Origin of the sequence: Mesorhizobium sp. M1078 (genome assembly GCF_040318615.1) — a bacterium.
Taxonomy (GTDB): Bacteria; Pseudomonadota; Alphaproteobacteria; order Rhizobiales; family Rhizobiaceae; genus Mesorhizobium.
In genome coordinates, this window is record NZ_JAMYMP010000060.1 from 1 (window position 1) to 14,761 (window position 14,761).

Annotated in this window: 14 protein-coding genes and 2 pseudogenes; 5 read left to right on the plus strand and 11 right to left on the minus strand. The window is 59.5% G+C overall.

Features of this window, described 5'->3' with window-relative positions; all coding sequences use genetic code 11:
• Both NKH38_RS32160 and NKH38_RS32165 read left to right on the plus strand, forming a co-directional pair.
• Positions 1-2,832 (plus strand): beta strand repeat-containing protein (locus NKH38_RS32160; protein WP_352904818.1); only part of this gene is annotated, 2,832 nt, incomplete at its 5' end.
• Positions 2,833-2,858: 26 nt separating this feature from the next.
• Positions 2,859-3,227, plus strand: a complete 369-nt coding sequence (locus NKH38_RS32165) for a hypothetical protein (RefSeq protein ID WP_352763182.1) — start codon at positions 2,859-2,861, stop codon at positions 3,225-3,227.
• A gap of 325 nt (positions 3,228-3,552) precedes the next feature.
• Here NKH38_RS32165 and NKH38_RS33530 read toward each other — a convergent pair.
• The 3 genes and pseudogenes from NKH38_RS33530 to NKH38_RS32175 form a co-directional block, all read right to left on the minus strand.
• Positions 3,553-3,706: pseudogene (locus tag NKH38_RS33530) on the minus strand (chromate transporter); the annotation flags it as partial.
• A gap of 30 nt (positions 3,707-3,736) precedes the next feature.
• Positions 3,737-4,168: a L,D-transpeptidase gene (locus NKH38_RS32170; protein WP_023673610.1), complete on the minus strand. Its 432-nt coding sequence runs from the start codon at positions 4,166-4,168 to the stop codon at positions 3,737-3,739.
• Positions 4,169-4,432: 264 nt separating this feature from the next.
• Positions 4,433-4,635 (minus strand): annotated as a pseudogene (locus NKH38_RS32175) (ParB N-terminal domain-containing protein); the annotation flags it as partial.
• Here NKH38_RS32175 and NKH38_RS32180 point away from each other — a divergent pair.
• The gene (locus tag NKH38_RS32180; protein WP_352763185.1) at positions 4,564-4,812 is read left to right on the plus strand and encodes a twin-arginine translocase TatA/TatE family subunit; all 249 of its coding nucleotides are present in this window, start codon (positions 4,564-4,566) and stop codon (positions 4,810-4,812) included. The pseudogene NKH38_RS32175 and the gene NKH38_RS32180 sit on opposite strands and share 72 nt — an antisense overlap.
• 180 nt (positions 4,813-4,992) lie before the next feature.
• Here NKH38_RS32180 and NKH38_RS32185 read toward each other — a convergent pair whose 3' ends face one another.
• Both NKH38_RS32185 and NKH38_RS32190 read right to left on the minus strand, forming a co-directional pair.
• On the minus strand, positions 4,993-5,214 hold the full coding sequence (locus tag NKH38_RS32185) for a hypothetical protein (RefSeq protein ID WP_352763188.1): 222 nt from the start codon (positions 5,212-5,214) through the stop codon (positions 4,993-4,995).
• A 79-nt stretch (positions 5,215-5,293) separates the two neighbouring features.
• A complete protein-coding gene (locus tag NKH38_RS32190; RefSeq protein ID WP_352763191.1) occupies positions 5,294-5,887 on the minus strand; it encodes a CatB-related O-acetyltransferase in 594 nt (197 codons plus the stop codon).
• A gap of 82 nt (positions 5,888-5,969) precedes the next feature.
• Here NKH38_RS32190 and NKH38_RS32195 point away from each other — a divergent pair, with 82 nt between their 5' ends.
• Positions 5,970-6,332 carry a glycosyl hydrolase 108 family protein gene (locus tag NKH38_RS32195; RefSeq protein ID WP_352763194.1) on the plus strand — a complete coding sequence of 121 codons (363 nt, stop codon included), beginning with the start codon at positions 5,970-5,972 and terminating at the stop codon, positions 6,330-6,332.
• Here NKH38_RS32195 and NKH38_RS32200 read toward each other — a convergent pair.
• The 6 genes from NKH38_RS32200 to NKH38_RS32225 form a co-directional block, all read right to left on the minus strand.
• Positions 6,287-7,348 carry an ABC transporter ATP-binding protein gene (locus NKH38_RS32200; RefSeq protein ID WP_023706701.1) on the minus strand — a complete coding sequence of 354 codons (1,062 nt, stop codon included), beginning with the start codon at positions 7,346-7,348 and terminating at the stop codon, positions 6,287-6,289. The genes NKH38_RS32195 and NKH38_RS32200 overlap by 46 nt on opposite strands.
• Positions 7,341-9,011, minus strand: a complete 1,671-nt coding sequence (locus NKH38_RS32205; protein WP_352763198.1) for an ABC transporter permease — start codon at positions 9,009-9,011, stop codon at positions 7,341-7,343. The genes NKH38_RS32200 and NKH38_RS32205 overlap by 8 nt, the downstream gene beginning before the upstream one ends.
• A 120-nt stretch (positions 9,012-9,131) precedes the next feature.
• Complete coding sequence (locus NKH38_RS32210; protein WP_023682862.1) at positions 9,132-10,235, minus strand: ABC transporter substrate-binding protein; 1,104 nt, start codon at positions 10,233-10,235, stop codon at positions 9,132-9,134.
• Between the two features lie 213 nt (positions 10,236-10,448).
• On the minus strand, positions 10,449-11,552 hold the full coding sequence (locus NKH38_RS32215; protein WP_023673602.1) for an ABC transporter substrate-binding protein: 1,104 nt from the start codon (positions 11,550-11,552) through the stop codon (positions 10,449-10,451).
• On the minus strand, positions 11,549-12,955 hold the full coding sequence (locus tag NKH38_RS32220; protein ID WP_023706698.1) for a sensor histidine kinase: 1,407 nt from the start codon (positions 12,953-12,955) through the stop codon (positions 11,549-11,551). Before NKH38_RS32220 ends, NKH38_RS32215 begins: the two co-directional genes overlap by 4 nt.
• On the minus strand, positions 12,942-13,616 hold the full coding sequence (locus NKH38_RS32225) for a response regulator transcription factor (protein ID WP_023673600.1): 675 nt from the start codon (positions 13,614-13,616) through the stop codon (positions 12,942-12,944). Before NKH38_RS32225 ends, NKH38_RS32220 begins: the two co-directional genes overlap by 14 nt.
• Before the next feature lie 595 nt (positions 13,617-14,211).
• Between NKH38_RS32225 and NKH38_RS32230 the strand changes: the two genes are divergently transcribed.
• A partial coding sequence (locus tag NKH38_RS32230) for a hypothetical protein (RefSeq protein WP_352904824.1) occupies positions 14,212-14,761 on the plus strand: 550 nt, incomplete at its 3' end.

Genomic DNA, 14,761 nt, shown 5'->3' on the forward strand with positions numbered 1-14,761 from the left:
AGCTTCGCAGTCGTCGTCACCGACACTGACGGCGACAGCGCACCGGCCGGCAACCTGGTCATCAACATCATCGACGACGTGCCGACGGCGCATGCCGATACCGGCAATGTCAACGAGGGCGCTTTGCTCACCGTATTGGCGGCGGCAGGCGTGCTCGTCAATGACGTCGCCGGCGCCGACGGGGCCACGATCGATGGCGTACGGGCGGCGGGCGGCAACACCACGACAGCAGTATCGGGTGGCGTCAACACCGACATTGTGGGCCTGCACGGCACGCTTCACCTCAACGTCGACGGCTCCTACACCTACCAGTCGACGGCTCACAGCATTAACGCGAACACCACGGACGTGTTCGTCTACACAATCAAGGACGGCGACGGCGACTTCTCGACGACGACATTGACCATCAACCTGACGGACGTCAACGATGCACCGGTTGTTGCCAGCACCCAGAACTGGATGTCGAGCGACCCGGGGCAGCTGACCCTTGGCACGCCGACTTATCCCAATGGATATCCGCTGCTGGTCTCGATCCCGACGGATGCGGATGGCGACAACCTGATCGTCACCGCAACAGGGACGATCCCGACTGGGGTGTTCTACTACAACGGCGTGACCTATGTCGCCTTGACAACCGGCACCGTGCTCTACAATCCGTCCGGTGGCATCAACCTGCTGGGTAACCTGGTCTACACACCAACCGCCACGGTAACCGATACTGTCAACACCAACCTTACGCTGAATGTCTTCGATGGCACCGCCACGACTGTCCAGACTGTCGGCATCCACGAAGTGCCCCCGACCAGTCTGCCCAGCGACACTGCTCAGGTGGGCAATGGCAGCAGCCCTCTTACCTCGGGAAATGATCAGGTCACGACCCTGGCCCTGTCACAAGCCACGGTAAATGCTATAATCGCCGATCCTCATAGCGCGACTCTAGTAGTCTATACCGACTTTCAAGAGTCGCCCTTCGTAACGCCGATACCTGTAGCGGAGCGAAATCCCGGCGTGTTCGGAGACAGCAGTGCGGGATCGCATCGCGAACAGGAAGTCCAGGTCGAGATAGTCATAGGCACCAACCATTTCGCAGTTGTCGAAGACGATCTGACCGCCGGAACATTCGAACAGAGCTGGTTCTACGATCCGGCCACCGGCCTGATGAAGGCAACTGTCGACTACGACCATATCTTCCTTCTGGACGGCAGCGGCAACGCCACCTCCACGACGCTTGCCAGCTATTTGATCGCACACCCACCTACAGCCGGCGACTCATGGACGCTGTCTTACTTCGACAATAGTGGTGGCAATTACCAGGCGCGCTCGGTCAGCTTCTCCTTCTTCTCGCATGATCCGGGCGATCCCGGCATCACGGTGAATGGCGATGCCACATTGGCCGACCAGATCTATGGTACGTCCGGTGTCGATCATCTGTCCGGTGGCGGTGGAAACGACATCATTATCGGACGGGGCGGCAACGATTTCCTGACGGGCGGCGCCGGCGCCGACACCTTCCTGATCGGGACTGGGGATTCGACACCCGTTATAGGCGGAACCGGCAATGCCGGGACGATCACCGGCTATGACATCATCACTGACTTCGTCGCCGGGACCGACAAGTTGGCCCTGCCAGGGACTCTGGTGGCCGCCACCGCCGGCCTTGTCGACGGAGCAGGAGACTCCGTATTGACGATCGGCGGAGATACAGTGGAATCTCATTCGGTCACCAACGGCATCGCCAGTTTCTTCGGAACAGATGCCGGCGGCTCGCCGTTGGCTATCACCTCAACCGCAGCTCTCGCGGCGGCTGTCCAATATCTCATGGGCACAGACATCGGAAACGCCGGGGCGACGCTCGCATTCACGGCAACCATCTCGGGCGTAAATCATACGTTCGTCTATACCCAGACAACCACCAATGCCGGCGTAGGAGCACTGGTCGATCTCCAGAACGTCACGGTAGCGAACCTGAACACCCTGATCGGCGGATCGGTCGATCCGATTATCCTGGATCTGAACCATGATGGCTTCGCCTTCTCCGACGTCAGCCGTGGCGTCCAGTTTGACATCAATGGTGACGGAACCAAAGACCAAATTGCCTGGAACACCTCGAACGACGGCATGCTGGCGATCGACCTCAACCATAACGGCAAGATCGATGATGGCACCGAGCTGTTTACGCCGAGTTTCGGCGGCGGCCATTTCGCTAGCGGCGCGGCGGCACTTGCATCGCTCGACAGCAATCATGACGGCGTCATCGATCAATACGACGATGCCTTCAGCAGCCTGCTGATCTGGAAGGACGCCAACGCCAACGGCATCAGTGACTCTGGGGAATTGTCACACCTTGCTGATAACGGTATTATTTCGATCAGCACGACAACGACCTCCGCTGTCGGCGAAATCGATGGGCAGGCCGTGGCAAGCAACGGCACCTTCCAGATGGCCGACGGCACGACCGGCAACTATATCGAGGTCGAACTCAACACCTCACTTGTTGCGCCCGTGGAAACGTCCGTTGCCTCCGATGGCACAAGGACCTTCACCATCGGCTCGCTCGAGGTAGCCGACCTGATCGCAGACTTCCACGATGGCGACCAGCTTGATCTTTCCTCGTTGCTCAAAGGCTTGGCTGGCGTCACCGATCTCGTAGGCGGCGGCTTCGTGGAGATCGCGCAGTCCTCGGCCAATGCCGAGGTCAAGGTCGATACCGACGGCGGCGGCGACAACTATCATACGGTCGCCGTGCTGGAGAACTACACATTCCACAGCGCCGCCGATGCGGTCAAAATACTCTACGATGACAGCCACGGCACCAAGACGGACGTGGTCTAAGGGGCGAAAGGGACGGGGTGAGGAGCATGAACAGAGTTTTGCGAGTGGCTTTCGGAGCCGGGCTGCTGTCGATATGCGCGACAGGACTTCAGGCCGCCGACATTATCGAAGGGCCGGTGGCCGACTATTGCCGGACCGTCGGCACGTCGGATTTGGTGTTGAACGACAACATCGTCGATCTCAAGACCGAGGTGGTGAAGCTGATGGACGAGTCGGTGGCCGTCGCCAACAGCTCGGAATGGATCAATTCGTCCCGCCCCGCCTTCATCTGGGCGTCGGAAGCCAAGGTCGCCTGCGGCATGGCCTATGGTTATCTCAAGACGAACTACAAGGACGAAGACACCCTCAACAAGTGCGAGTGCTTCCACGACCGCATGGTCGAGTACATGAACTGACCGGAAGGGATCAAGTCGCGCCGACAGGCTGACGATGACAGCCCACGGGAGATTGTCGAGAGCGATTGCTGGAGCGATCGTACTGGCATTTCTGCCCCTGAAGCCCGTGTCAATTGGCTGGAACGACCTGCCCTTGAGCCACACGCTTTATCCGGGTCAACGCGGCCGGTTCGCTGTCATGCAGTTCGGGAACTTTTCGCACGGGCAATTGTTCGAAAACGGATGACTACTAGCTGATCTTGGCCCACCGCAACCGGTGGATTCCAACGCCGTCGGCTTAGTCCGGACGCCTGACCCAACCCATTCGTGCCCCGACTGCGGGTAAGCCGTCGAGCGGATTGAGCGCGCCTGGTGCGCGGAAAGCCGCAATATGGCCGACGAACTGCAGCACGCATCATCAACGGCCCCGGCGTGATCTCCGTGAAGTCGTTGACCATCTCGCCGGGCGAGAGCCAGCCAAAGGCGGGCACGGCCGCTTGCCGTGGGTGTCTTTTCGTCGGCGCCGAGCCTCAGTCGGTGACGACGATCCGCGTGTTGCCGAAGCCAACTTCCCGCACCATTGAATAGAAGGTCGCGGCATTGGCGGTGTGCAAGCGGACACAGCCATGCGACGCCGGGCGTCCAAGGTATCTCACCGCGCCGGTGCCATGAATGGCATAGCCGCCACGGAAGAATACCGAATAAGGCATAGGCGACATGTCGTATTTGCGCGAATACCACATCCGCGCTGTCCGTTGCGGCCGATAGGCGCCGCGCGGGGTGATGTAACCCTTGCGGGCGGTGGATACGCTCCATCGGTAAAGCACTTGACCATAGCGGCTGACAGTCATGGTCTGCGAAGATACATCAATGGTGGCGACCAGGCCCGCGGCCTTGCCTTCGACAGACGTGCCGAACAGCATCGCAGCAAGTGCTACCGCCATGAGAACAACTCTGTTCATGAGATCAAGCCCCTTTTATGCCCTTTGCCTGACTGCCATCGCGCGGTTTCTTCATCTTTAGCGGCAGGTGAGTGGCGTAACACACAGTCTTTGACGAAATCGCCAATCTAAAGCAGCGGATTTGAACGATTTCCCGTCATAGCTGCCGCGACGACACGCACAATCGATGTAGGCGGCAGGCTTGCACAACCACCCCGTCCACTGCTCAAATCGTCGGATGAACGAACAACACCTGAAGCTGGTTACCTCGCGCGTGATATTCTAATCGAGGCTGATTTCGTGCGGATCGTTCACGGTGTCGATGACACAGCGGATCGGTTCGGTCATCTTGATCTGCTTGCGTTTTTACGCGAAGCAACTGCTCGACCCTGCGGCCTTCGCCAGATGCTGACTAAATGGAAGCCGGTTTCCGCACTTTCGCCGTCAAGCTCCGGCTTCACCACAAGGTTTTGCAGGGGTTGACGGGCGGTCCACATGGCCCGAAATATGAACGGCAATCGCGCGGCCTCACCCACCTGGTGGTCATCTTTGTGGTGGCGCTGGTTGTTTTCGGGCCAGAGGAGCTTCCAAAAGTCATGCGATCGCCAGGGGCGATGATGAAGACATTCAATCGGATCGCTGGTGATTTCGGAAGTTTACAGTGACGATGCGGATGCCCTCAGCCTGGTCCGAGCGCCCCATCCTGCAATCATCTTCGCGCCTACGCCGCGGTGGTATAATTCCTTGTCGCCGTAGGCGATGTACCCGACCAAGTCCTTTCGGCCGCCCAGCAATACCTAATTTTGCTCCACAACCCATTTGTTGTAGGGGCTTGGGCCTGATGATTATCTGGTCCTGCTGTTTTGCCGGTCGCGGCAATTATCGAATGACCAGAGAAAATATTGGTCAACCGCTATGGCGACGAACAGGAAAATAGCCAGCGCGGCAATGCCTGAGAGCCAGTATCCGGCACCCAATCTGTAGGCAGATAGGCCGGTCGCCGCTGCAGCCAGCCCCGCGAAATAGGCATCATACTGGTAGAGCAATTTCAGCGTAAAATTTCTCATCGATCGTTTCTACACCAATCCCTTGTTCCCAGGAAGGTTCAGGCGTGACGACATCGCATCGCGCCGATGGCCCAGATCGCTAGACCTTCCGGCTCGACACCGACTTGGTTCTGGTCGCGTGCTTAGCAATGAAAGTCTCGATCGGACCGGTGAGAATAGCTGCCTCGCTCTTGATCTTATCTTCTTCCCATAGCCACCACTTTATTTCCAGCAACTGTGCAATGACATCAGTAGGGAACCGACTGCGGATGACTCGTGCACGATTGCCGGCGACTATTGAATACGGCTCGACAGACCTGGTGACCACGGAGCCGGCACCCACAACGGCGCCGTCGCCAACGGTCACGCCTGGCAATATGATGGCGCCGTGGCCAATCCAAACATCGTTGCCAATCGTAATGCCTCCAGGCTTTCCGGCGTTGGGTATCGGCTCAGGCTGCTTCAGGAGGCGGCTATAAATCGGGAATGAAGTGGCACTCTTTGTCTGGTGTTGACCAGTACACATGAAGAGGACTTGGCCAGCAACTGAGCAGAAGCTCCCCACGTCTAGGGGAGATTCACTAGTTGGGAAAAGCACCTTCCGCCAAGTGACGCCATAGGTGTGGCGGCCGACAGAAACATGCTCGGGCAATTTCGCACGTGCGTCCCGAATCCACTTCGAAATAGCCGACATTCTTCGATCCGCCTCTGCCGAATGGCATAGCCGGAAAACACGCATCAACACAACCCAAGAGGAATTGTAATGGCAGTTTCCCGTGAGAAGGAATCGCTTGCCAAGGTGCTCGCGCACGAAGGCGACTATTCAAAACAATAAGAATGATCCTGGTGGCCCAACATTGAAGGGCGTCACCCAGCGCGTCTATGACGCTTGCTGGGTCGGCAAGGGCCAGACAAAGCGCTCGGTCAAAAGCGTCACGACCGACGAGCTGAACGAGATTTACGACCGGCTCGTTGCCGCGAACGGCTTCTTCTTCCCGGCGGAATTTTTGTGGTCGCCGTTCGCGGTAGCGGGTGGTCGAACTTCAATGCCCGCATCAAATTACTTGGTCGTGCCCAGCGTTCGGCTCCCGCGTTACGCCGCGAAAACCATCAGGTCCTCGACGGGGAATTCAACGTAGTACTGGCCGGACGGAAGGGCATCGCGGGAATAAGTCCGGACCGTCAGGTCATTGCCTTCGAAAATCACCTCGTGCCGGTCGCCGAGGAAAAGGCTCTCGACGCAGGTCATGGCAATACGCCCCGGGCCGTCCTTCCCGGACCACGTCACCCGCTCAAGCCGGACGAGTGCGGTGACTTTGGTGCCGACGGTCAGCTCCTCCTGAGCACTGCCCACGAGATGGATGCCGTTCGCGACAATTTCCGCACGGTTGCCCTTAATGGCGGCGACCACGCCGTCAAGGCGATTGCTGGCGCCCATAAACTCTGCTGCAAACAGACTCTTCGGCCTGTTGTAGATTTGTTTGGGCGTTCCGTCCTGTTCGATCTGGCCGCCATTGAGCAGCAGGATGCGGTCGGCGAGCGCCATCGCTTCGACCTGGTCATGGGTGACGCACAGTGCCGATAGGCCGAGATTGGTGATGAGGCGACGCAACCAGATCCGCGCTTCCTCGCGCAGCTTGGCGTCCAGATTGGACAGCGGCTCGTCGAGCAAGATCACGTTCGGCTCGTAGACCAGCGCGCGGGCCAACGCGACGCGCTGTTGCTGCCCGCCGGAGAGCTGGTGCGGATAGCGCTCACCTAGTTTGCCGAGGCCTATGCTGTCCAAAGCCTTCTGGACGCGGCTGGCAAGATCCGCCCGAGACACTTTGCGCAGCTTCAGCGGATAACCCACATTCTCCGACACCGTCCGGTGCGGCCACAGCGCATAGGACTGGAATACCAGCCCGAGACCGCGCGTTTCCGGCGCCAGATTGATGTTCTGCTCCGCGTCGAAAAGCGGCCTGTCACCGAGCAGTATCTTGCCGCGGTTGGGTGTTTCCAGACCGGCGACCGCTCGCAAGAGCGTCGTCTTGCCGGACCCGGAGGCGCCGAGCAAGGCGACAATCTGGCCTGGTTCGACCGAGAAGGACACACCTTTCAGGATCTCGAGGGTGCCGTAACTGAGGCGCAGGCCGTCTATGATGATGTCAGTCATTGAGGCGGACTCCAAAGCGCATCGCTACGGCGAGACCGGTCACGATGATGACGGTGTTGATGACGGCGAGAGCGGAGACCAGATCGATCGCGCCGGTGCCCCACAGGGAAACCATGAGCGAGCCGATCACTTCGGTTCCCGGCCCGAGCAGATAAACGCCGGTCGAATATTCACGCGCGAAGATCAGGAAGATCAGCAGCCAGGCCGAGAACATCCCGCCACGGATGAGCGGCAGCGTGATGTCCCTGGCGACCCGGCCTTCGCTGGCGCCAACTGACCGGCCGGCTTCCTCGAGTTCCTTGCCGATCTGCAGGAGCGTTCCGGAAATCAGTCGCATGCCATAGGCGAACCAGACAATGGTATAGGCAAGCCACACCGAGATCATCGTGGCACGCAGGGGCGCGATCGGCTTGAAGAACAGAAAGATCCACAGCATGGCGAGGCCAGCCACAATACCCGGCATCGCCCGCGGTATCATGGCCACGTAGTCGACGACTTTGGTCAGGGGTGCGTTCGAGCGGTGACCGGCGAGTGCCACGGCGGTATAGGCCGCGATCGAAGCCGCACCGCCGATGACCGCAACACCGACCGTGTTGACAATGGCGCTGACGACATTCGGATAGTCAGCGAGATCGCGATAGTGATCTAACGTCAGCACCTCGAAGATGTTCACCCCGACGCCCCAGCTTGTCACCAGCGAGCGAATTGCGACGCCGCCCACCGGTATGATCACCGTGGCCGCGAACCATGCCACTACGAGCGCGAAGGCCGGCCAGCGAAGCGCGCCCAGCCGGATCGGGTTGTGCCGGCTGCCCTTGCCCTTGACAGACACATAGCGGCTGGCATTGCGCAGCATGTAGCGCTGCAGCACCACCAGCGGAAGCGCGATCATGATGATCGCCACCACCACTACGGCCATCAACTGGTAGGAAGGAACCCCGAGCTTGTTGGTGAGCTTGTAGAGATAGGTGGCGAGAACCAACACCCCTTCCGGATCGCCAAGCACCAGTGGCAGGCCGAAAAGTTCGAAACCAAGGAAGAACACTAGAACCGCCGCATAAAGCACCACCGGCATCACCATGGGCAGCGACACGCTGGCGGCGACGCGCCAGGGGCCGGCGCCGACGATGCGTGCCGCCTCTTCCAGGTCGGCGCCGACATTGCGCAGCGCCGCCGACGCATAGAGATAGACATGCGGGACATGGGTGAGCCCGGCGATAATCGCGATCGATGTCACCGAATAGACATTCCAAGGCACGTAGCCAATCACCGACTTGACCGCCAGCGAGACGAAGCCGACTGGCCCCAACGTCATCACATAGCCGAAGGCCAGCACTACCGCCGACATGAACACCGGGATGAGGATGATCGGCTCCAGCCAGCGCTTGCCCGGCACGTCGGTACGCACGATGATGAACGCCAGCAGGATTCCCACCGGAACGGCGATCAATGTCATCCCCACCGCGAGCTTGAGCGAAGTCGTCAGCGCCAGCCAGAAATCCGCATCTGCAAGGATGAAGCTATAAGCCTTCAGCGACAGATGCGCGGTCTTCTGGAAGAACGGGCCGGACAGAAAACTCTGGTAGATGATCAGCGTTACCGGCGCCAACACCACCAGGATGGCGAGGAGATTGGTGCTGACACGTAAGACGCGGAAGGGCATGATCGCCTCGAACAAAGCCGGGGGCCGTCCGCTAGCAAGAGCGCAAGCGCGCCGTTCCGATGGTTCTTAACAGCAAGAAAGGCGGAAGAGCCGATTGTGGCGGCACTCCCGATCAGGCGATTACTCGCCCTTCATGGCTTTCTGCCACTCGTTGAGGAACGCCAGCCGTGTCGTCTCGTCCAGGCCTTCGAGCAGTTTGTCGTCGAGCGCGATCGGATGAACATTTTCGCCGGCAGCGGCCTTTATGGACGCCAGCGTGGTTGCCCCCTCAACGTCATCACGAACGGCATAGAGCTTGATGTCGTTGGCGATCAGCTTCTGCGCGCGCGCCGACAGCAGATAGTCGACGAACAACTTCGCCGCATTGGGATCCTTGGCTTCCGCTGGAATGACCGTGGCGCGGGTGGTCACTAAAACATAATCCTTGGGGATTATCACACCAAGGTTCTCGTCCTTGGCCTGTTTGGCGAGGCCATACGAGCCGAAGATGCCGTAGGCGATGGAATGTTCGCCAGACGTGACCTTCTCAATCATCGAGCCGGCGGAGCTGTAGAGCTTGATATGGGCCTTGCCAAAAGCCTTGTTGAGCGCCCAGGAATCGGTCCAGGTCTTGGCGTCCTGGTTGTAGAAATAGAAGCCGACCCCGGACTTTTCCGGATCGTAGGACGCGATCTTGCCGTCGTAATCGGCGGTCTTGCCGGTCATCAGCTTGAGCAGATCGGCGTGGCTTGCTGGAACATCGCCTTCAGGCACGAGACGCTTGTTGTAGACGAAAGTCACCGGGTCGGCTGTGGCACCATAGATCATGCCCTTGTACGACGCCCAGGCCGGAACGTGAGCCGCCTCGACGGATTTGTACTCCTGCGCATAACCGTCTGCGGCAAGTTTGATCTGCAGATCCGGAGCCGAAGACCAGGCGACATCCGCCGTGCCTTGGCCCGAAGCGGTTTCGGCAATGACGCGATTGTAGAGTTCGGTCGAATTGAGGTCGGAATATTCTACGGCAATCCCGGGGAACGCTGCTTCGAAATCCTTGAGCAAGGGCTGGACCAGCGCCGCATCGGTCGTCGAATAGATGCTGAGGTGTCCTTCCGCGGTGGCGGCGGCCACCAGATCCTTGTAGTTGTCCGGATACCCGGCGGGAATTTCGGCAGCGGGGGCAAGCGTCGCGAAAGCGGCTGACAGCGAAAGCACGGCCGTCATCGTCGCAAGACGATTTTTCATTGAGGTCTCCTCCAAGTTCGCCTAAATCGTACCTCCTCCAGGCACAAAAGGCGAGTATCATCCTGACCTGTCACCAACCTGTCACGGCAATGTAGAGGTTTGCTCAGCCGACTTGGGCCCGATGGGTCGTGCTCAGTTTCTCGACGACAGCCGGATCGGCCACATCGACATATCGCTGAGATTGTTGAAATTTTGGAGCGGCATCCTGCGGGGTCACGGTCGCTGGCCCTGGGCACCGATCATCGACTTGCTCCAATCTTCGATGAAGCGGCGGCGCAGCGCCTCGTCCTGTACGGCAAGTAACGCAGGGCCGATGCGAATGGCGCGCGCGATACCAGACTCGCCAAGAGTTTCCGGGCCGTCCGCTCCGTCAGGCAATTGCCCATTCTCGGCGAAGAAAAAGGAACTTTCCCTCGCGACTTTCTGTCCCCGGGCTGACAGAAGGTAGTCGAGAAATCGTTTGGCAAGGGCCATACTCGGTGCCGTCTTCGGAATGAGCGCGCCACGACTGAGTATCAGCGCATAGTCCCGCGGGACAACGACCCTTAAGTCGGAATTGTCCCTGGCCGCCGCATAGGCGTATGACCCGATCATATTGTAGCCAATATACAGGGTCCCGTTTGCAACGTCCTGAAGGGTCTCCGCGGTGCAACAACGAACCACGGTTTCCGCTCGGCTCATGCTTTCCAGAAGCCGACCGTAGACCGCGGTCGTCTGCCGCGCATCACTGAACGCCAATAGGTAGCCGATGCCCGAAAGCCGGATGTCGAACGTTCCGACCCGCCCACGATAAAAATCGATCCGCCGCCTAAGAAGATCGGCGAGTTCGATGTGGGTGCGCGGTACGTCGCCGGACGGCACGAGGCGGGCGTTGTAGACGAAGACGGCCGGTTCGTAGGTAAAGCCGAATACTTCGTCGCGCCAGTTTGCCCAGTCGGCGACATGCGCGGTTTCCGCCGACACGTGCGGCGCCGCGCAGCCGTCATTGGCGAGCTTCACGAGTTGGTCGACCGACGGCGACAACAAGATGTCGCCCAGCACCGCGCCCGTCCGACAGGCTTCGCTGGCACTCTTTTGCAAGTCGTTGGTGACATATTCAACATAGTCGACTGCAACGTTGGGGAAAACGGACTGAAAGTCCCGGATCAGGGGTTCCATCGCCACCAGATCGGTCGCGGCGTGGATCGACAGTCGATCCTTCTCCGGCTGTGGCGAAGGGAAAAATGCGCTGCTTCCTTCAGCAGCTCTTGCCGCCTGATCGACGCACAAAAGGATTGCAGCCAGTAAAGTGAATGCCCGCAATGCTCTCGCTATCATCCTGCCTTCTCTCTGGCGATGGGCAACGTCAAGGTGACGGTGAACCCTTGCGTGCGCTTCCCGCCATCCTCGCTTTTCTCGCGAAAGGTCAGCGCGCCACCGTGAGCCGCCGCCACCTCCGACGCGATGGCGAAACCCAGACCTGCGCTGCCGTCGTGAGATTTGGACGTTTCGAAGCGCTGCGTGACTCGCTCCCACTCGCTCGGCGGAATGCCCTGTCCGTCATCCTCGACCTCGACATGGGCAAGCGTACCGTCGCTGCGTACCCTGACCTCAAGGCGCGACATCACTCCGTGGCGCAGGGCATTGTCGATGATATTGACGATCGCTTCACGCAGGCTGACGGCGTCCGCAAGCACGACAGGTTCATCGTCAGGCGCCTCGAAGGAGACGATGATGTCCGGATCGATAGTTATCGGAACCGCCGCACGGAAAGCGCGCCGTGCGACGTCTGCCAGGTGGTGCGGCTGAAGCTGCACGGAATCGGCACGATGGATGACCATGGCGTGGCTGAGCAACTGGTTGGTCAGGCGCGCAAGTTCGCCGGCGCGCTGCTGTACGCGATCGAGATGCTGGCGGCTCGACTTGTCCAGCTTGGCTTGACTCAACAGATCGAGCTGCGCGGTAAGTGCCGTCAGCGGCGTTCTGATCTGGTGCGCCGCGTCGGCGATGAAGCGCTGCAGGAGTTTCACGCGCTCGTCGAGCCGACTCATGAAATAATTGATGGAAGTAACGAAAGGCCGCAATTCTCGCGGGACGACGACTGTCACGGGCATAAGGTCTTGTGGATCACGACGGCGAAGCGTCGCTCCCAGATGCTTGACCGGTTGCAGAGAATAGCGAATGGCCACCATCGCCCCAGCCAATGCCAATATGCTCATGATTACCAGGAGGACGGTCGCTCTGAGCGTCAACTCCCCCGCGAGCGCACTGCGCGCTTCCGTGGTCTGCCCAACGATGACATGCGCCCAACCGGATACGGCGGGATCGGATAGAGCGCGAGCCACCACCGCTATGCGGACCGGTTCGCCGCGATAACGCGCCGATTCCAATACCGGGACATCGTGTATTGCGGCCAGATCAACTTCTGTTTGCAGATCGGCATAACCTGTCAGCGTCGCGCCGGAAGGATCGATCACGCGATAGAAGATGCGGTCGCGGCTGGCGAGGCCCAGGAGCTCAAAAGCCGATACCGGCAAGTTGACGATGAGTGAACCGGATTCAACCGTAAGGCTGTCCGCCATCTGGATCGCCGCACCTAGCAGAAGCCGGTCATAGGCGTCATCGGCGGCGGTTCGCGCGTAGTACCACGCCGCACTCACCAGAAGAGCCGCGCCCAGGCCCAGCACCAGCGAGATGCGGACCGCCAGGCGCGTGAAAAGGGAAGGCTCAGCCGGTATCATCGGAAGCCAGCTGATATCCCATGCCCCGAACGGTGACGATCTGCGCCTTGGCGCCTTCCAGCTTCTTGCGCAGCCGGCCGACATAAAGTTCGATCGCGTTCTGATTGACCGGCTCGTCAAACCCAAAAAGCTGATCGATAAGTTCATCCTTGCTGAAGACGCGACCTGGCCGCGACGCCAGTATCTCAAGCAACGTCATTTCGCGTCGTTTCAATTGCACCTCGCGCCTGCCTACCCGGACCGAGCGGCTGGCGCGGTCGAGCACGACATCGCCGCACTGAACGATGTTGGTCGCCTCGCCGCTTTTCCGCCGCAGCAGAACACGGGCGCGCGCTTCCAATTCGCGGAAATCGAACGGTTTGACCAGATAGTCGTCGGCGCCGATATCGAGCGCGCCAACGCGGTCCTCTATCTCCGAACGGGCCGTCAACATCAGAACTGGGGTCGTCTTTCTTGCCTGCCGGAGCCTTCGAACGATTTCGAACCCGTCGAGGCCGGGCAACATGACATCGAGTATGACGAGATCGTAGCTGGTGAAACCGAGGATTTCTGCGGCAGCACGACCGTCCGTCTCCCAATCGACCGCATGACCGATCGTTTCGAAGCGGCGGCTGATTGCCTCGCCAACGTCGTGCGTGTCTTCGACGAGGAGAATTCGCATGACGGAGCATTTGCACGGAAGCAGTAGCCTATCAAGCGTCGCGCTCGACAGCATCTGCGGATATCAGCTGTTCAGCTTCCAATCATCCGAACGACTGGCTGCGCCATGCCGTCTGCCTTCATTTTGATCTGCGTATACACTGTCGGCCGACGAGGGCGCATCAGGCGAGACAGGATGCCCGGATTGTCGTGACGACAAAATGCAAGCTACGATGTCGACTGTCGTTCTCGCAAAGACACGGTGAACTTTTCGCCTGCATCTTGTTGTCGTTGGCGTCGTCATTTTCATCTTTTGCCTGGTTGCTTGGCAGCGCCCTCCGTTTATCCTCGCAAACGCGGCAGTCTTGGTGGCGATTGTGCCGTTGGTCATGTGTGACGCGGCGGTTTGTTGACTGCGTTGCGCCCTTCCGGATAGCCTTTGGAACAGCTTGGCCCAGCAAATGGCTGGGTCTCGCCTGAATTGAAGAAAAACTCGCCAATTTGTCCAAGGTGTTAGTGCAGCATTGCCCTACCTTATCGCCGCTTGGAGTGTGATCGGCAATCGTGGTACCGCAACGCCGGGAGGCGACGAGCGTGTCATTTTCCGATGTGATCCGATGTTGATCGAGCATTTGCCACGCCCGATCCTCGCGCGCGGTGCTCTACCGGATTGGCTGCGCGCAATGCCCGCCACTGCCTATTCGGCGATCCACGGCCGCGATATTCGCACGCTCAAGCAGTGCCCGCCCGTTATCGATGCGATGACCTATGGCTTCATGATCCTCCTGCCGTGCGACGTCGTCGTCGACAAAGGGACCTTTTCCTGGGACTGGCAGATTCCAGACCCGGTCAGTGAGAACCACCCCCGAGCGCCTTTGAGCTTCCACACGCCGGGGCAGCTCGCCGGCAGCCCGTTTGCCACTCCCGGTCAAGCCGCTATCAAATTCAACAGCTTCTGGACCATACAGATCGAGGACGGCTGGTCGCTCTTCGCGACGCATCCGGTCAATCGCGAGGATCTTCCCTTCAGGCTGGTGACTGGCCTGGTGGATTCCGACCGGTTCAGCGATGGGGGCATCAATTTCCCGGCGATCTGGACGGAGCCCGGATTCTCTGGCGTGCTCAGGAAAGGAAATCCAGTCGCGCAGTGCTTTGCGTTTCCGCGGG